16 protein-coding genes are annotated in these 16915 nt (G+C 48.7%); 7 read left to right on the top strand and 9 right to left on the bottom strand.

The window, feature by feature from the left end; translation table 11 throughout:
* Nucleotides 1-120: 120 nt before the first annotated feature.
* The 4 genes from ACX1C1_RS02290 to ACX1C1_RS02275 form a co-directional block, all read right to left on the bottom strand.
* Nucleotides 121-810, bottom strand: a complete 690-nt coding sequence (locus tag ACX1C1_RS02290; protein ID WP_458955582.1) for an ABC transporter ATP-binding protein — start codon at nt 808-810, stop codon at nt 121-123.
* Nucleotides 810-2057: an ABC transporter permease gene (locus ACX1C1_RS02285; protein ID WP_458955581.1), complete on the bottom strand. Its 1248-nt coding sequence runs from the start codon at nt 2055-2057 to the stop codon at nt 810-812. The genes ACX1C1_RS02290 and ACX1C1_RS02285 overlap by 1 nt, the downstream gene beginning before the upstream one ends.
* Before the next feature lie 5 nt (nt 2058-2062).
* The gene (locus ACX1C1_RS02280) at nt 2063-3166 is read right to left on the bottom strand and encodes an FtsX-like permease family protein (RefSeq protein ID WP_458955580.1); all 1104 of its coding nucleotides are present in this window, start codon (nt 3164-3166) and stop codon (nt 2063-2065) included.
* Between the two features lie 84 nt (nt 3167-3250).
* Nucleotides 3251-3619 (bottom strand): hypothetical protein, encoded by a 369-nt coding sequence (locus tag ACX1C1_RS02275; RefSeq protein WP_458955579.1) that lies wholly within the window; start codon nt 3617-3619, stop codon nt 3251-3253.
* Nucleotides 3620-4282: 663 nt separating this feature from the next.
* Between ACX1C1_RS02275 and ACX1C1_RS02270 the strand changes: the two genes are divergently transcribed.
* From ACX1C1_RS02270 to ACX1C1_RS02260, 3 genes are read left to right on the top strand one after another with little or no spacing between them, the layout of a single operon-like run.
* Entirely contained in the window at nt 4283-4642 is a 360-nt protein-coding gene (locus ACX1C1_RS02270) for a GIY-YIG nuclease family protein (protein WP_458955578.1), read from the top strand.
* A gap of 53 nt (nt 4643-4695) precedes the next feature.
* Entirely contained in the window at nt 4696-5337 is a 642-nt protein-coding gene (locus ACX1C1_RS02265; RefSeq protein ID WP_458955577.1) for a hypothetical protein, read from the top strand.
* A 31-nt stretch (nt 5338-5368) separates the two neighbouring features.
* On the top strand, nt 5369-5830 hold the full coding sequence (locus tag ACX1C1_RS02260; protein ID WP_458955576.1) for an iron chaperone: 462 nt from the start codon (nt 5369-5371) through the stop codon (nt 5828-5830).
* Between the two features lie 48 nt (nt 5831-5878).
* Here the strand turns inward: ACX1C1_RS02260 and ACX1C1_RS02255 are convergent, their stop codons facing one another.
* Complete coding sequence (locus ACX1C1_RS02255; RefSeq protein WP_458955574.1) at nt 5879-7570, bottom strand: methyl-accepting chemotaxis protein; 1692 nt, start codon at nt 7568-7570, stop codon at nt 5879-5881.
* 212 nt (nt 7571-7782) lie between these two features.
* On the opposite strand from ACX1C1_RS02255, the gene ACX1C1_RS02250 reads away from it, so the two are divergent.
* Nucleotides 7783-8235 (top strand): GNAT family N-acetyltransferase, encoded by a 453-nt coding sequence (locus tag ACX1C1_RS02250; protein ID WP_458955573.1) that lies wholly within the window; start codon nt 7783-7785, stop codon nt 8233-8235.
* Nucleotides 8236-8317: 82 nt separating this feature from the next.
* Here the strand turns inward: ACX1C1_RS02250 and ACX1C1_RS02245 are convergent, their stop codons facing one another.
* Complete coding sequence (locus tag ACX1C1_RS02245; protein WP_458955572.1) at nt 8318-9124, bottom strand: DUF4367 domain-containing protein; 807 nt, start codon at nt 9122-9124, stop codon at nt 8318-8320.
* A gap of 2 nt (nt 9125-9126) precedes the next feature.
* Nucleotides 9127-9696: an RNA polymerase sigma factor gene (locus tag ACX1C1_RS02240; protein WP_458955571.1), complete on the bottom strand. Its 570-nt coding sequence runs from the start codon at nt 9694-9696 to the stop codon at nt 9127-9129.
* A gap of 186 nt (nt 9697-9882) precedes the next feature.
* Here ACX1C1_RS02240 and ACX1C1_RS02235 point away from each other — a divergent pair, with 186 nt between their 5' ends.
* From ACX1C1_RS02235 to ACX1C1_RS02225, 3 genes are all read left to right on the top strand, one after another.
* Nucleotides 9883-10932, top strand: coding sequence for a M42 family metallopeptidase (locus ACX1C1_RS02235; RefSeq protein ID WP_458955570.1), 1050 nt, complete (start codon nt 9883-9885; stop codon nt 10930-10932).
* Between the two features lie 162 nt (nt 10933-11094).
* Nucleotides 11095-12861, top strand: a complete 1767-nt coding sequence (locus tag ACX1C1_RS02230) for an ABC transporter ATP-binding protein (RefSeq protein ID WP_458955569.1) — start codon at nt 11095-11097, stop codon at nt 12859-12861.
* Nucleotides 12845-14983 carry an ABC transporter ATP-binding protein gene (locus ACX1C1_RS02225; protein WP_458955568.1) on the top strand — a complete coding sequence of 713 codons (2139 nt, stop codon included), beginning with the start codon at nt 12845-12847 and terminating at the stop codon, nt 14981-14983. The genes ACX1C1_RS02230 and ACX1C1_RS02225 overlap by 17 nt, the downstream gene beginning before the upstream one ends.
* Before the next feature lie 43 nt (nt 14984-15026).
* Here the strand turns inward: ACX1C1_RS02225 and ACX1C1_RS02220 are convergent, their stop codons facing one another.
* Complete coding sequence (locus tag ACX1C1_RS02220; RefSeq protein WP_458955567.1) at nt 15027-15884, bottom strand: helix-turn-helix domain-containing protein; 858 nt, start codon at nt 15882-15884, stop codon at nt 15027-15029.
* A gap of 131 nt (nt 15885-16015) precedes the next feature.
* Nucleotides 16016-16894, bottom strand: coding sequence for an AraC family transcriptional regulator (locus ACX1C1_RS02215; protein ID WP_458955566.1), 879 nt, complete (start codon nt 16892-16894; stop codon nt 16016-16018).
* Nucleotides 16895-16915: the final 21 nt, after the last annotated feature.

Genomic DNA, 16915 nt, shown 5'->3' with positions numbered 1-16915 from the left:
GTGCCTGGACCTAATCTGTCTGTATGGCTATTCGTTGCTAGGTAAGTTTCGCCTTAATCCAATCCTTAAACAATCCCAAAGAAAGCCCTTCACGCGATATTTCTTACATGTTGTCGAATCTTACAGGATTTGTGCCCGTTGATCGCTATGAATCATGCCATCCCTAATTTCAATAATTCTGCCACATTGTTTGGCGACTTCCGGATCATGGGTGACAATGACGATTGTCTTTCCTTCTTGATTCAACTGTCTAAGCATGCCCACGATCTCTTCTCCCGTCTTTCGATCCAGATTCCCTGTTGGCTCATCGGCTAGAATCAGCTCCGGTTCCCCGACCAATGCTCTCGCAATCGCCACTCTTTGCTGCTGCCCTCCTGATAGCTCATTAGGCTTTTTATCCAAATGCTCGGCCAAACCTACCTTTACTAGAACCGCCTTCGCTTTCTCCTTTCGCTCTTTAGAGCTGGATTTTCGATATGTCAGCGGCAACGCAACATTTTCCAATGCGGTATAGTCCTTTAACAGCGCAAAATATTGAAACACAAATCCGATCATGGAATTCCGGACCCGGTGAATGCTGCGACTTCTGAGGTGGTGATGGGACTGACCATTCAAGACGTATTCGCCTTCAGTCGGCGAATCCATGAGACCCAAGATATGCAGTAACGTGCTTTTGCCGGAGCCTGACGGTCCCATAATGGCTACGAACTCTCCCTTTCCAACAGTAAGATCGATGCCGCCCAAAGCATTTGTGTAAACTTGTTTGCGACGGTATATTTTTTTCAGTGACTTTAACTGAATCAGGTCCATCACTCCGTTCCTCCGATTAATGACTTCAATTCTTGTTTCTTAATAAACGGATACAGGATGAGACTGGATATTCCAATAGTCGCTATAAGAATGAAGAAATTCGACAAAAGAATGTTGAGATCGATCTTGATATCGAGCGAACTGGCCGCATTTAAATCACTAGAAATTTGGAGCAGGCGTCTATATTTTATGGCAAAATGAGCAATCGCCAATCCTAGTCCTGCCATACCTATGATCAAGATTTCCATAACGATTTGAACAAAGATGCCACGCTCGCTTTCGCCTACAGCTAGCTTTATCCCGAATTCTCTTCTTCTGATCCATATGGATACAAGAGTCGTTACGACGATTCCAATGATGGAGAATAGAATAAATGATGCTCCCATTACCATCTGAGGGATCTGAATGTAAATATCTCGTTCGGCATTGCTGCGAACTTCTTCACCAAGACTTCTAACGTTAATGTCTACTTCGGTCCCGGGCAAAGTCAATATTCGTTTTATTCCATCCAAATCGGCATTGGGCTGCAGCTTTAACACAGTGCCTAAGTGCAATCTATAGAACATAGAAGAATAGTCATTATATCGATCCAAAGGCATAGCCAGCAGCATAGTCTTATCCTGCTTCAAGTAAACGTTGGTCGTATTGTTATTCACGAGGTAGCCTTCAGGTATAAAACCTATAATGCAATATTGATTCTTGATGACATCGCCAATCTCGTAATACTTCTTAAAAAAAGTGCCCGCGAGCACAGGGATAACCTCTTTGCTGGTTTGACGGAAGTCGGTCTCCGTGAAACCATGCCCGTCTTTAATTTCCAAGTCCATTAAATGATAATAGGATCGATCCACGACTATGGTATTAATTAAAGGGTAAGGAAATGTGCTGATTTTCAATTCCTCGATGAGTCGGTCATCGAGTTGGTTCGCATCATCGAATATCAGATTATCTTCATAATAAGTCCCATATCCGATAACATCCGGATGCTTCCCAAGCTTCTCATATATACCTTGGACTTGCTCCATAGTAAATTGATTCTCGTTTAATAGTCTGGCCGATCCTTCCGGTTCTACCAAATATGTGCTTTCGAGATCTAGAAGAGACCCTGTTTCTAGATAATGAAGATTGTATAATGTATTCAGAGTGCCTGTCATCGTGGATAGACCTAGAGTGAACTGGACAAGAAGCAACAAGGAAAATACCCATCTATTCCTGAGTGCCTGCAAGGCGTCTCGTATTCTAAACATGGCAGTTACTCCTTTAAGGCTTTGGCTGGTTCGATTCGTATTATCTGAATAAGTGGAAGAGCCGACGTCAAGCAAGCAATTGCTAGGGTTATCAGAAGAGCTGCGGCCAAATGGCTGGGATGATAACTGATAAAGTAGCTTGTGGATTCAACCACGGATACTCCTGTTCTGCTAAGAAACCATTGCAAGGCGCTTGAACCAAGTGCAGCTAGAAAAGCGCAAGCGAACAACTGCCCCCAGATATGACCGATTAACGAAATAGTGCTGGCTCCGAGTGCCTTTCTGAGCGCAATTTCTTTCCTCTTTAGATACATCCATAAATAACTGACATTTATCCCGTTTATCATGGCGATCAGGGCCAACTGATAGGGGAATCCGAGCACTTCATTAACGCCCTGTCTCGATTTCTTTTCTTCTTTGAATTGCGGGTTTACGTTCGTAATTGTAATCTCAACCTCCTTAAATTGTCGCTTCACGGCAGTGATGAACCTTTCGATGTCTGAGGTGGGATTTTTCTCCGATCGGACCATGATCCGTAGTTCATTGCGGCGCCCCAGCTCGCTTATAAGCGATTGCGGCATTTCGTGTAGTCCCACAAACAATTTATTGCCATAGACATTGATTAAATCTCTGCCTGCATCTTTTCCAGCTATTCCCTTTACCTGATAGGTTTCTCCTCCCCATTCAAACGTGCCGAGCTGTGAAGTGATTAGCCTTCCTGCTACAATTTCTTTCTCCTCGACTGACTCTATGCCCTTGCCCTCGATCAGAGACGGCGTCCAGAGTTTGTCCGTAAGCATTCCTACTACCTCAATGTCGCTTACCCTCTTAGGATGCGAAGCGGTAACTCCGCTGGTAATGACGCTTGCGTCCTGGAAGCCGGCATTTGCCATATCGTGCAGCACATTAAATTCGAGCTTCTGAATGTCCTTTAAATCCAGGGCGTAGTTATATTTAAAAACGCCGTTTTTCTGATGGTAGAAATGGTCATTGTAATATTGATAGGTTGATAAAGCGATGAGCAAAGGGATGATGGTTAGCAGAAACCCCAAAAATAACATAGCGAATATGTTCCTGCTAATCCAGATTTCCTTTACAATTTGTCGCATGTTGTCCTCCAGCCAGCCAGAACATGAACGAGGGCATTACCCTTTGTTCATGTTCCGACATTTTATATTTATGAAGAAAATGAATTAGTTAAAATCCATGACCTTGCTAATTGCTGCTTCATCCCCGTTCATAATCCACTCATGGAAGGAAGATCCGCTACTTACAGCACCCGCTGTTACGAAATTAACATAAGCCATGTCGGTTTCAAGTGCCGGATTCCTAGCAGCGGATCTACTTGATCCATCATTTGTGTATGCTTCTACTCGAATATGGTAATTCCAAGATTCATTTGATTGACTAGTATAAGCATACACCTGGGCTTTTCCTCCTATACCAGTCCAAGATGCATCAGAATCCCAAGCGATAGAGGCGAACGAGACAGAAGAAACAGCACCTACGAAACAAGCTGCCAAGCCTAAAGATACTAATGACTTTTTTAGTAGATTTTTCATTTTACAATAACACTCTCCTCATCTAATTTTCGCGGCCGCATCCAAATACTACTATTTATACAACATAATTTCCATAAGTTTACACAATCTTAACAGCCTTACTAATAGTTAGACTCGTATATCTTTTTCATTCATATGTATTCAGAGTTTCTAATGAAAAAAGGTTCTTACCGCATAAAGCGATAGAAACCTTTGTTGACCCTGACTATTAAAACCAGCGCCCATAATCGGTATAAAAGCCATACGTCTATGAACAGCATCACGATTGATAAATGGGCGACTCTTCTGGAGCTCGGTGCTCATCCATGAAGTAAGCTCCCGATATGACTACAAACACTAAGCGAAATAAGTAAGCGCAATTGAAGCCGAACTTTTTCTTCAATCCTGCGCTGTTCAAGTGTTTGATGACGTTCAATTCTTTGGCAGTTGATCAAGGGATTGTTTTTGTTCTATCATGGAGAAGACACCTCTTCTGTGTGGTAGTGGTAGCTCGACACTCTCACTTTACCAAACGAAGGTCTTTTTCTCTATTGTAACAAGCTTGTTTTTCAATATGCCTCATGTTTAGAGTTAGCAAGCATTTGCGATTGATATTTAGGTGCGAAAGTTGAGATAAGAAGGATAAGAAAGAGCAGCTGTGAACACGTAAGGAGGCAAGAAAACATGGATAAGAGTAAGCGGAAAGAACTGCAAGAAGCGTATAAAGAAATAAAAACGTATATGGGCGTAATCCAAATTACGAATACGGTGAACGGCAAGACGTACGTCGGAGGTTATCCGAATTTAAAAAATAAATGGTCGACGATCCAAGCTCAGCTGGCCATGGGACAATTCCCGAATCTGGAGCTGCAGAAGGATTGGCATGCGCAGGGAGGAGCTGGCTTCGAGTACGAGGTGCTGGAGCAGCAGGATGCAGGGGAGATCACGGACATCAAGTGGGCCAAGAAGCAGCTCGAGAAAGGCTGGTTGCAGAAGCTGCAGCCTTATGACGATAAAGGCTATAATAAACCTCCCAAAGAATGAGGGGTGGAGCAAAAGCGCCTAGTAGTGATATGATGGTAGTGGGTGATGCTGACATGTCCAAAGAGACAACCGAGCCGGAAACTAATACGTCTGGCACTACTAATCAAACTAACGATAATAACGAGAAGATGGTTGAACTGCTCAAGGCTGTTTATCACAACGGCTTGACTGCATTAAAGATGTTTTTTGATGAAGTGGCAGGGCAGGTGTTGAACCAGGAACGTTATGGTCCTGTCTTTGTATTCCAAGTGAGAGACTCGAACCAACATGTATACGCTTGCGGATTTTTCCTCCAGGAGCTGGTCGCCAAGTTCCAGTCGGGCAAGGACCCGGCACAATGGCTCGCTTCCTTCTTCTTTGAGCTCATGAATGAACACAAAGAAGGCAAGGGTCTTCCTACTCCGCCATCCGGCGAAGATGAGACCAAGGCTTTGATCGACAAAACGCTCGTTCCGCATTGCATTACGTCCGTACGCGAAGAGTTTGAGCCTGAGCAAGTGCATGCGGGCCTCGGATTCGTACCGGAGAACGGGCCAGTGTTCGAAGCGGGTTTCCCGTCCATCAAGGACGGCAATAATGTGTGCGCGGTGCCGCTGCACATCTTGATTACGCATCATTTGCTTAACCGGGATCCAGCCGAAATTCTCATCCAAGGACTGCACAACATTCGCGAGCAACACGGATTAAACACCTAACACGGCATCCGAAGGGCAGGGGGATGTGCACATGCAGGAGAAGAAGGCGGCTTTCGCGAGTATTGACGAATATATCGCAGCGGCAGCTCCGGATGTAAGAGAGATTTTGCAGACACTGCGCGGTGTGATCCGGGAGGCGGCGCCTGAGGCGAAGGAGAAAATAAGCTACGCCATGCCGACCTTTGATTATCAAGGGAATATCATCCACTTCGCCGCATTTAAGAACCATATCGGAGTGTATCCAGCACCGAGTGGCATTGAAGCGTTCGCTGAAGAGACGAAACCTTATAACAAAGCCAAAGGCACGCTGCAATTTCCGTTGAATCAACCACTGCCATATGAGCTCATCGCACGTATTGTGCAATATAGAGTAGCGTCAAACGAAGAGAAGGCGCGCAGCAAGTCCTCAGTCAAACCGGATAAAGCCGCCAAAGCTCCCAAAGACGCCAAAGCCTCCAAGAAGTCGATGACTTCGGCAGCGCAGCCGGAATAACAAAGAAGAGACTCCAATCCCACTCAAGGGTCTGGAGTCTCTTCTTTGTTACATCTTAAAACGTTCGATCTGTACCTGCAGACGTTCGGCAAGCTCTGTCAGCGATCTCGCGGAGGCAGCTACCTCCGACATGGAAGCAAGCTGTTCCTCCGCACCGGCTGATACTTCTTGTGTGCCGGATGAGGTCGTCTCTGAAGCTGCCGAGACGATGCTCATCGCGTGAACGAGCTGTTCGGCGCCGGCTGCCATCTGCTGAATGGAGGAGGATACTTCGCCGATCTGATCATTCACGGAATTAACGGAGCCTTGGATTCGAGAGAGAGCTTCGCCGGTGTGATTAACGGCCGAGATGCTGGAGTCTACCTCGTGTGTAGCGGCTGCCATCTGATCCACGGCGTTATGTGTTTCTTGTCTGATGGCTTGTACCAGCAACGAAATCTGTTCGGCAGAGCTTGCGGACTGTTCGGCCAGCCTGCGGATTTCGACAGCCACAACGGCGAAGCCCTTGCCTTGATCGCCGGCTCTAGCGGCTTCGATACCGGCATTCAACGATAGAATGTTTGTCTGCTTCGCAATGTCGGAGATCACTTGAAGGAATGCACCGATCCCATTGGAACGATCTTGAAGCGTCTTAATTAATGCGGCTAAATTTGTAACTGTGGTATGGAGGGAATCCATCTGCTTGATCGCTGTTTGGGCAGCCGCCTCCCCTTTCGCGGCTTGGCTGTATGCGTCCGAAGCATTGGCCGATACGCTTTGTGCATGCTCTGCGATGAGTCGCGCGTTGGCGCTCATGTTATGGATGGTTTGAGAAGCCTCGCCGATATGATGAGACTGCTGGCTGACATCCTCGGCCACCTCCTGCATCGTCTGGGCTATTCGATCGGAAGCGAGTGAGGTCTGCTCGCTTGTAGCTGACAACTGCTCGGCAGAAGCCGCAACCTGCTCTGCATTATGGCCAACATGATGAATTAACTCGCGCAGCTGGGAGGTCATCGCTTGGAACGAACGGGCAAGATCGCCTAGCTCGTCTTTGCCGTTTGCACGTATCGTTTTGCTCGTCAGATCGCCTTGGGCAATCGCTTCGGCAGCCGCTGCGATCTGGATGACCGGACGAGATATCATTCGGCCCACCAATCGAGAGACGATGAAGCTGACGATAAGAGCTATGACACCGAGAATTAGAATGTTACGTTTGATATCCTTAACCTCATCCGAGGCTTGTAATTGTTCGGTATGCAGCAACGTTTGTTGGAAGGCTGACAGAGCTTCCGTTTCTTGATCGAATCTTTGCATGATCTCTTGACCTTCGCCAATAGCGAGCTCCATTGCCTTCGTGCTGTCGCCTTTCACCAATAACTTGATCGAGCTGTTGGAGGAGAAATAATATTGATTTTCTAGGTCGATAATATTCTCGAGCAACACGATGGCATCAGGGTGCGCGATATTCTCCTGCAGGGCTGTTGCTTGTTTCTTAAAAGCAGTATGTGCATCCGTAAAGCTCTGCAGCGATGCCGGATCTTGCAGGAGCAGGTAGCCGCGGAGGCTCGCCATCTCTTTTTTGACATTGATATTAAGCTGCTGAATCATGATGAGATTAGCGGCTCTGCCTTCAATGAGTTCCGTAAAATGGCGTTCCACCTTCGAAACTTGGGTGTAACTTAACACAATTGTGATGCTCATGACGAGTAATACGGCCATAAATCCTGAGAAGAGTTTCTTGCCTAGTGTTAGTCGCATCGTATTACCCCGATCTATGTAATTATTAATAACATGAATAATAATAGTACAGGCCAGCGGAGTTTACAATATACTGACTATAAAGTTATAGGTGTTTCCTATAATTGGATGGAGGCGCATGGGGCAGCCTATGACAAGCGTTGCCGTCTATGCTACTATGATTGCTAACTAATGAAATGACAATACATAACGAAGAACAGAAGAGGACCATTATGATTACACAATTGGATCATCGCAACTTGAGTACAGCTCAAGAAATTATCGGGGTGCAGATACCTGCATATCTTGTTGAGGCGGCGATAATCGGGTTCGACGGGATTCCCGCGCTGCAGGATACGGCTGAGCTAGTGAGTGCATCAAGCGAAGATTTTGTTGGCTGCTGGGAGGAGGATCGGCTGGTCGGTGTTATTTCTTATGAGACGAGGGATGAGGAGATCGACATTTGCCGGTTGGTTGTTCATCCCGATTTTTTCCGAAGAGGCATTGCCGCCAGGCTGCTGGGGCATCTACTAAGTCATGCGGCATTCGGCAAACGCACGGTCGTTAGCACAGGGAGAGACAATGCGCCTGCCATTGCGCTGTACAAGCGATTTGGGTTCTCCGAGCGTGGCGACTTCGAGGTGGCACCCGGCTTTTTCATTACCCAGCTAGTACGCGAAGCTTAAGTACAACAAAAGGCTTTCTCTAACGACCTTGTGACACAAAGGCGGTTAAGAGGAAGCCTGTTTACGTATAGAGCTCTGGTATTCAAGAGAAGCGGAGACCCTCAGCGATGGCAACGATCTCATTACGTTCAAGTGCTCCAGTGATTGCGATGTACAAATGATCAACAAAATATTGAAGCCCTGCATACCCTTCGTCCGACACTTGCAGATAAGCTTCGTAGCCGTTAATGACAATTGTTTCCGTCGCAATCTGCGATTGCTCGGAGGTGATTTTCATTAAAGAGCCCGGAGGAAATACCTGCACATGCAGATGAAAGAATCCTTCGGCTCCGTCCTTGCGATTATAGGTGATCGTCAGCTGTTGATCCTTAGATTCGTCATGGGGTCTGAAAGTCTGAATCTCCGTCATCTCGAAGACATCAGGCAAATAAGTAAGAGTGGGAGGCTTAAATGCCAGCTTGTCCACTGCCTCAGCGAGCGTGGAATGTCGATTGTGGCTCATTCCGCCACTGTCAATATCTAGACCTTCTTGAGGCAGCGTATCTTGTTGTCCCGCATAATCAGGAGGGGCGTCCGTCTTGGGAGCGGTATCTGCCGGCTTCTGCCTGCCAACAGTCAGCTCTACAACTCCATCTCTAATGGTTGCTGCCGACTCTATCATCGGGTGGAAAGCAATCGAAACGATAGGTGTCCCGAACACTAAAGCTCCGATCAGAAAGGATAAAGCGATATAAGGGGTAAGTCGGAGTCTTCGGCGCAGCCGTGCCCGTCTTAGTAGTCGTTTCTCGATGTTCAACCAAGAAGGCTCGGAGTCGGGTACGAACTCTGAATTTCGTGCCGCTTCTTCGAATGACTGGTCGAATATTCGGTCGAATCGTTCGCGATCCATAGCTAGTCCCTCCATCTCTTCAAGAATATCTTGCGCATCGCTTCACGAGCTTTGTAGAGCTTGTACTTCACCTTATCCTCAGTCGTATCCAGCTCGGCGGCCATCTCCCGATAACTTAGCTCTCGCTTCCAACGGAGCTCAATTAACGCCTGATATTCCGGCTTCAGCTTCGTAAGATAGGTTTCTAGCTCCTCTGCCATCAGTTTGGTTTCGATTTCTGCTTCTAGTCCTGCTTTATCCGTAGCCATTCTGAGATTGTCTATGATATAGACACTGTCTGTGTTGTTATCGTTGCGATTTTTTTTGTGCTTGCGAAAAAAATTATAGATTTCATTCTTCACAATTACCTTCATCCAGCCTTTAAGATGGCCTTCATTTTCTAATGGAGGGATATGGCGAATGATCTTCATAAAGGCGTTCTGGAGTATATCTTCCGTTGTCGCATGATCTTTGACCATATAAATGATGATCGGGTATGCAAACCGATAATATTCGTGATAGACTTCACGCTGTACACTAGGTGACAGAGCTTCAAATTGGACAGAAGTCAAATGAAACAATTTGGTAGACATGGAATCTAGATTCCTCCTGAGCGACAAAATACACTGATTCTTCCATATATTCCGTAATTATATCGTATTTACAACACTAGGCGACAGTGAATGATAGGTTTACAAGGAAATAACAGGAAATTTGGTGGCGATTGCTTCTCCCTATGACCAAAGCTACAATGATACTTGAAAGGAGTAGATGAAACGATGACAACACCTTTACAGCCGAGTCTCAACTCGGAATATATCGTTAACCAACTAAAGGAATTACTTGCGATACCAAGTCCAAGCGGCTATTGCATGGCAATTATGGAATATATGAAGGAAGAGGCACGGAAGCTCGGTTATGAGATGGAGCAGACGCCCAAGGGTGTAGGCATCATTACCATTCCAGGCGACGACCCCTCGACGGTAATCGGGATTTCCGCGCATGTTGATACGCTGGGGGCGATGGTCAGATCGGTCAAGCCGAACGGTATGCTCCGATTTACACCTATTGGCGGCTACTCCATGCAGAGTGTGGAGGGCGAATATTGTGTGATTCATACGCGTGATGGACGCAAATACGAAGGAACCGTGTTGACGACCAAACCATCGGTGCACGTGTACGCTGATTCCCGCGACTTGAAGCGCGAGGAAGCGAATATGGAAATTCGGATCGATGAGCTGGTGGCTTCCAAAGAAGACACGTTGAAGTTAGGCATCTCGGTTGGCGATTTCATTTCTTGGGATCCTCGGACCAGGGTGCTGGATAACGGCTGGATCAAGTCGCGCCATCTGGATGACAAGGCGAGTGTTGCGGCGCTGATGGGAGTCATGGAATGGCTGAAACGCGAAGGTCGCTCGCCTAAACATACCTTGAAGCTCATTATATCTACGTATGAGGAGGTCGGTCATGGCAATGCCTACATCCCGTCCGATATTACGGAGCTGATCGCAGTTGATATGGGCGCGCTAGGCGATGATCTGTCCGGCTCAGAGCGGCATGTATCGATCTGCGCCAAGGATTCCGGCGGTCCCTACGACTACGAGATGACATCCAGGCTGATTGAGCTTGCCAAGCGGGAAGGGCTCCCGTTCGCGGTGGATATCTACCCGCAATACGGCTCCGATGCGACGGCAGCACTGCGTGGCGGCAGCAACATTCGTGCAGCGCTGCTCGGACCAGGCGTACACGCATCTCACAGCATGGAGCGCACGCACAAAGAGGCTGTCCTCGGCACAGCCGCACTCTTATTGGCGTATGTATTGGACTAGCGACATCGCATACGAATCATAAAACGGTTAAGCCATGGGCAGGCTTAACCGTTTTTTTGTCGATTCACGCGAGCAGAATAATCCATAAAACTGAGCTCGAATATCCATGTTTTATGCGACTGGAGAGGAGTAAACTTAATGCCATAGTGAAAAAGAGGGGGGATGGCGGTGAAAACAAAGCCGTTATTCAAAGAGCATCTGTTGAATTACAAAATGCATTATGTAATTGGTGCGGTATTATTGTCCATATCATGTCTGTTGCAACTCGTTATCCCTCTACTGCTTGGTCGATTCGCCGATCTTGTACAAGAGGCGATTACCGGGGAACAAATCATGTCAATTGCGTTATGGATCGCAGCGATTGGTTTGCTGGCCGCATTCTTTCGCTCAACGAGCCGTATCTACTTGTTCAGGCTGGCTCGTCTGCTGGAGAAACATATTCGGAAGAAACTGTTTGTGAAATGGGAGAGCTTATCCAGCGAATATTTCGGCAAACAAAGAATCGGCGATCTCATGAGCCACGCCGTGAACGATATCAACATTATGCGCGAGGTCGGCATGATGGGGGTCTTCTCCACCATTGAAGCGGTCGTCCTCATTGGAGTAGCGATCGTGGCTATGGCTGGTTCTGTTCATATGGGTCTGACACTGCTCGTACTGCTGCCGCTTCCGGCGCTTACCTATCTGGCGTATCGATTCCGGGGAGAAATTGAGCATCGGACAACGCTTGTGCAGGAGGCTGTCGGGGGTCTGACGAGCCGAGTTCAGGAGTTCTGCTCGGGTATTCGGGTGGTCAAAGGTTACGTGCAAGAGCAGCCGGAGATCGACAAATTCAAAAAGGATAACTACAACAATCTGGAGACGAACCGTCAGCTTAATCGTTCCAACTCGTTTTTCTCCGCGATTAGCTCTGCGGTTGTTGGCGTCAGTTACTTGTTATCTGTCGTATTTGGCGGGCTTCTAGTGATGAAAGGAAGTATCGGCATGGGGGATTTCGTAGCATTTAATACGTATCTGACCATGTTAATCGCTCCGGTAGAGAACTTAGGCAAGGTCATTAATATCTTGCAGCGAGGCAAGGCGGTCGACGTGCGGCTGCGCCACATTCTCGATACGGAGCCGACTATATCGGATGAGGAGGGGGCAGAGCGTGTGCCGGATATTAAAGGGGCGATTGAAGTACGAGGGCTCACCTTTTCTTATCCAGGTCAGAAGCGCGCGGCGCTGGAAAACATCAATCTCACCATCCCTTCAGGCGGGAGTCTCGCCATCGTGGGCAAGGTAGGCAGCGGCAAGACAACACTCGTCAACTTGTTGCTCCGACTGTACAATCCGCCCAAAGGCACGATTATGATCGACGGACACGATATGATGGATATTCCCATCAAACAGCTGCGGGAATCAGTGGGCTTCGTCCCGCAAGAGCATATGCTCTTTTCGACGACAATTGGCAACAATATCGCTTTTCATCCTGGCGGATATGCTCAGAAAGATATCCAGGAAGCGGCAAAGGTCGCGCAGGTCTATGACAATATTGTGGAATTTCCCGGGAAATTTGACACCTCGCTGGGCGAGCGCGGCGTTTCGCTTTCTGGAGGGCAACGTCAGAGAGTTAGCATGGCGAGAGCGCTGATTAAGGGGCCTTCGATTCTAGTGTTCGATGACAGTTTGTCGGCAGTCGATGCGGAGACGGAAGAGCGTATTCTCGAGGGGCTGACAAGTGTGATGAAGGATCGTACGACCATCATTACCAGTCATCGGCTGTCGGCGATCCGTCATGCCGACCACATTATTGTGATGGATCATGGAAGAATCGTAGAACAAGGCACGCATGCTGCATTGATGAAATTAGGCGGTTTGTACGCTTCGACGTACAACAAGCAGACGATGCGAGTCGGAATGGAGGGTTCGCTTGGATATTCACAATGAACGTAAGTTAGCAGGCGTCAAGGACGGATTGTTGTGGCGTCGAATGATGAGCTTCGCCGTACCGTATTGGCGCAGCTTGGCCATATCACTGTTATTCGCATTGCTCATAGCGGCAGCTGCCGTCACGCAGCCGCTTCTTGTGAAGTCGGCGATCGACGACCGGATTAACGGCATATTGAAGCCGATGATGTACGCGACCGATGAGATCGCGCTTGCCGAGCTATCGGGCGATGACCGTGCGTATGGCAAGCCGATTCAGTTGGGAGAGCGGACCTTCTACCGTGTGAATCCGGACGAAGGAGAATGGATAGCAGGATTAAGTCCAGCAAGCATTGTCGTGCGCGATGGCACCTACTATTTGCAAGAACAATGGGACGGGAAGGCGATTGCGGCAGATAATTACGAGCTGTCCAAGGGAGAAGTCGCGGCTTTTCGAAAGCAGGACTATACCGGATTGATCCTGTTAGCTGGATTATTTGTGCTTAACGTCGCAGTGGCGGGCATTTTTACGTACTGGCAGTCGGTCATCTTGTCGAATACGGGTCAACAAATTATTTACGACATGCGGAATCGGATGTTTACGCACTTGTCGAAGCTGCAGACATCGTATTACGACCGGAATCCTGTCGGACGACTTGTAACGCGTGTCGCGCATGATGTCGAAGCCGTTAACCAGCTGTACTCGCAGGTAATCGTCAATCTTGCCAAGGAGGTGCTGCTGTTAATCGGTATCGCGTCGATCATGCTGGCACTGAACGTCAAGCTGGCACTGGTTTCCTTTGCGGTTATTCCGCTATTAATCGGAGTAACGTTCTACTTTAAGGGAATTATCCGGGATGCGCAGCGTGTGTCGCGGTTGATGCTGTCGCGATTGAACTCCTTCTTGGCAGAAAATCTTAGCGGGATGACGATCGTACAAATGTTTACCCGCGAGAAGCAGCAGCTTGACGAATTCTCCAAGCTTAACGACGAACATTATCGTGCCGGCATGCGGGGCAGTGTCAACAACTCGATCTTCAACCCGATGATCGGATTTATCGGGAACATAGCACTCGCGTTAGTAGTCTGGTATGGCGGGCACTCTGTGTTGGCGGCGGGCGTCACCTTTGGTATTGTGTATGCATTTACGACTTATGTTCGTCAGTTCTTCCAACCGCTGACCGCGCTTGCCGATCGTTATACGCAGATTCAGACGGCGCTTGCGTCGGCGGAGAGAATCTTTGAGCTGCTGGAGGAGCGCCCAACGATTGTAGATCGACCGGATGCGAAGGCGATTATTCGTCCGCTCAAGGGGAGAATTTGCTTCGACAAGGCATGGTTTGCTTATCAAGGGGATGAGTGGGTACTGAAGGATATTAGCTTTGATATTAAGCAAGGTGAGACTGTGGCGTTTGTCGGAGCGACGGGAGCAGGCAAGAGCTCAATTATCGGTCTTGTTAATCGCTTCTATGACATTCAGCAGGGGAGTCTGACGATTGACGGCGTCGAGGTCAGGGATTACAAGCTGGATGAGCTCAGGAGATCCATAGGCGTCATCCAGCAGGATCCCTTTGTATTTACAGGAAATATCTACGATAACATCCGTATGAACCGTGCGGACCTGACGGACGAAGATATTTGCAAGGCGGCGAAGGAGCTGGCGATGGACGACTTTATCGAGCGACTGCCGCACGGATACGAGACGCCAGTCGGCGAGCAAGGTGTCAAGCTGTCTTCTGGTCAGCAACAGCTTCTTGCGTTCTTGCGTGTGTACGTCAGCGATCCGGACATTCTGATTCTCGACGAAGCGACCTCGCATATCGACACGGAGACGGAAGAAACGTTGCAGCAAGGGCTGATGCGGCTCTCGCGGGGCAGAACGACGCTTATCGTGGCGCATCGCTTGTCGACGATTCGACATGCGGATAACATCATCGTACTCGACAAAGGCAGGGTACAGGAGATGGGCGATCATGATGGACTGATGCGAATCGGCGGCGTGTACCGCAAGCTATATGAGCTGCAGAACGCAGACGGAGATGATCGCTCGTCAGTTGAGGAACCAAGTAGAGTTGCCAGGGACGATGCTAGAGCAAAAAACGCGGAGCGCCTCGCAGCTATGCCGGCAACACGAGCTAGATAATAAACGAGCGAGCGTTATGTTGAAGGGATAGAAGGCGGCAGACTTATAGATTGGGCGCCGCCTTGTGCGTCTTGGCGTATTGCGATGGCGATTGGCCGGTAAATTTCTTGAACAGCCGGCTGAAATAAAGCTCATCCTCGTAACCAATGCTCTGGGCGACAGCCTTGAGCTTATGGTCAGACAAGATAAGCAGCTCCTTGGCCCGGTCCATACGCAGCTGAGTCAGGTAGTGGATCGGGCTGGCGCTCGCGTATTTCTTGAACAGCCGAGAATAGTGACTGCTGCTCATCCCCGCCATATTGGCGAGATCCTCGACGGTCATATTCTCAGCATAATGATTAACCATGTGATCGATCGTCGTTTCGATCATGGTATTGGTATGTCCCGTCACGGCTTGCGAGCGCAGATCTGCAATAATATGCGTCAGAATGTCGAGGAATTGAATGCGCTGCCGCATCTGGACAATCTGTCCGCGATGCTTCATGAGCTTAATAATCGCTTCGAATGCATTATAAATCGGCGGCGTACTCAGAATGGAGTAGCTGCCCGATAAAGGGAAACGCAAATGGTCCCCGCTCTCGAGCGACCAGGAACCGTCTTCTTCGTAGGCGGCTACAACATAGGAGAAACGAATGAAACAAAATTCGATAGGTCCGTCGCCCTCGTTAATCCGTTCGATAATCATGCCGGGAGAGAGGGCGAATAGCTTGCCCGGCTCCGCGGTGTAAGAGGTTCCATTGAGGACAAACGTTGCTTTGCCTTTCGTAATAAGCCACAAGCTGTGGAAACGGTGGCTGTAAGGACCGTTACGCCAGCCGGCAGGTTTGTGGGAGTAGCCAGCCAGGATGACTTTCATATTCATACGGTTCAAATCTCGCATGATTTCCCAAGGTTTCATCATACAACATGCCTCCATCCGATCGCGCCTTCTATAACCAGTGTATCAGAAAAAGAAGCGACATTGGTACGATTCGTGTGGTCGGCGAATAAGGGGACGCACTACTCGGCATAGAAAGGCGGCGACTCAAGCGCCTATTGGATTTGGTTTCTCTTCCGATAAGCCGAAGGAGGCATCCCCGCATATTTGGCGAATGCGCGCGTGAAGGCGAAGGGATTGGCGTAGCCGAGCGAATAGGCGACCTCCGCGATGGGAACTGCCGAGTCGTCAAGCAATTTCGCTGCCCTTTTCATGCGCACCTTCGTCAAATATTGCAGTGGGGATATCCCCGTATGCTCGGCGAAGGCGGTGGAGAAGTAGTTGCGATTCATGCCGACCAATTCGGCAAGCTGCTCGACGGTGAGCCCCTCTGATCCGTGCAGCTCGATATAACGAATGCTCTGCTTCACCCATTCCCTGGCTGGAGGGCGTGATGTCACCGGCAACGAATCGATCAGCTGTGAGAAAAATAGATGTAATACGCTTTGTGTCTGCAGGGCGCGAGGCAAGCTCTCGCCGCTGGGATCGCTGCGCATAAGTCCGAATAATTGGGCCAAAATATCCTGAAGCGAGTCGTTGATACGGTCGCAAATATAGGGAGTTTCTGGTGTCATCCCGGCTTTGCCAAGCAGGCTTTCCGCTCCGGGCCCGTCGAAGGCAAGCCAGCTGAACGTTGCTTTGTTGCAAGAGTCGGGACGATAATAGCTGTACGAACGATCCTTGAATTTGCAGAATAGATCGCCCCCCGCAAGCTTGACCTCTCGATTGTCCTCTCGAAGAATGAGCTCACCCTCTGTTATCAGGTGCAGGCTGTAACAATCCATGCGCCTTGCTCCTGCATGATAACCCGTTTTTGTGATGGACTGTCCTCCCCGTACGACCCATATTGTCTGTTCAAGCTCCCAGTCGCTAGGGGTACGGTAGAGGAATTCAGCGTATTCGTTCCCGTAATCCTTCCATTGCAAGACGCTCACCCTTCCTTCTACCTGACAAAG

This window comes from Paenibacillus sp. strain BS8-2 (genome assembly GCF_054483835.1).
This window is presented reverse-complemented; position numbering and strand designations above follow the sequence as displayed.

What these genes read in the sequence shown, in the direction of transcription:
- ACX1C1_RS02290 (WP_458955582.1), bottom strand. Translation starts at nt 810, where the DNA reads ATGGACCTGATTCAGTTAAAGTCACTGAAAAAAATATACCGTCGCAAA.
- ACX1C1_RS02285 (WP_458955581.1), bottom strand. Translation starts at nt 2,057, where the DNA reads ATGTTTAGAATACGAGACGCCTTGCAGGCACTCAGGAATAGATGGGTA.
- ACX1C1_RS02280 (WP_458955580.1), bottom strand. Translation starts at nt 3,166, where the DNA reads ATGCGACAAATTGTAAAGGAAATCTGGATTAGCAGGAACATATTCGCT.
- ACX1C1_RS02275 (WP_458955579.1), bottom strand. Translation starts at nt 3,619, where the DNA reads ATGAAAAATCTACTAAAAAAGTCATTAGTATCTTTAGGCTTGGCAGCT.
- ACX1C1_RS02270 (WP_458955578.1), top strand. Translation starts at nt 4,283, where the DNA reads ATGGATAAGAGTAAGCGGAAAGAACTGCAAGAAGCGTATAAAGAAATA.
- ACX1C1_RS02265 (WP_458955577.1), top strand. Translation starts at nt 4,696, where the DNA reads ATGTCCAAAGAGACAACCGAGCCGGAAACTAATACGTCTGGCACTACT.
- ACX1C1_RS02260 (WP_458955576.1), top strand. Translation starts at nt 5,369, where the DNA reads ATGCAGGAGAAGAAGGCGGCTTTCGCGAGTATTGACGAATATATCGCA.
- ACX1C1_RS02255 (WP_458955574.1), bottom strand. Translation starts at nt 7,570, where the DNA reads ATGCGACTAACACTAGGCAAGAAACTCTTCTCAGGATTTATGGCCGTA.
- ACX1C1_RS02250 (WP_458955573.1), top strand. Translation starts at nt 7,783, where the DNA reads ATGATTACACAATTGGATCATCGCAACTTGAGTACAGCTCAAGAAATT.
- ACX1C1_RS02245 (WP_458955572.1), bottom strand. Translation starts at nt 9,124, where the DNA reads ATGGATCGCGAACGATTCGACCGAATATTCGACCAGTCATTCGAAGAA.
- ACX1C1_RS02240 (WP_458955571.1), bottom strand. Translation starts at nt 9,696, where the DNA reads ATGTCTACCAAATTGTTTCATTTGACTTCTGTCCAATTTGAAGCTCTG.
- ACX1C1_RS02235 (WP_458955570.1), top strand. Translation starts at nt 9,883, where the DNA reads ATGACAACACCTTTACAGCCGAGTCTCAACTCGGAATATATCGTTAAC.
- ACX1C1_RS02230 (WP_458955569.1), top strand. Translation starts at nt 11,095, where the DNA reads ATGGCGGTGAAAACAAAGCCGTTATTCAAAGAGCATCTGTTGAATTAC.
- ACX1C1_RS02220 (WP_458955567.1), bottom strand. Translation starts at nt 15,884, where the DNA reads ATGATGAAACCTTGGGAAATCATGCGAGATTTGAACCGTATGAATATG.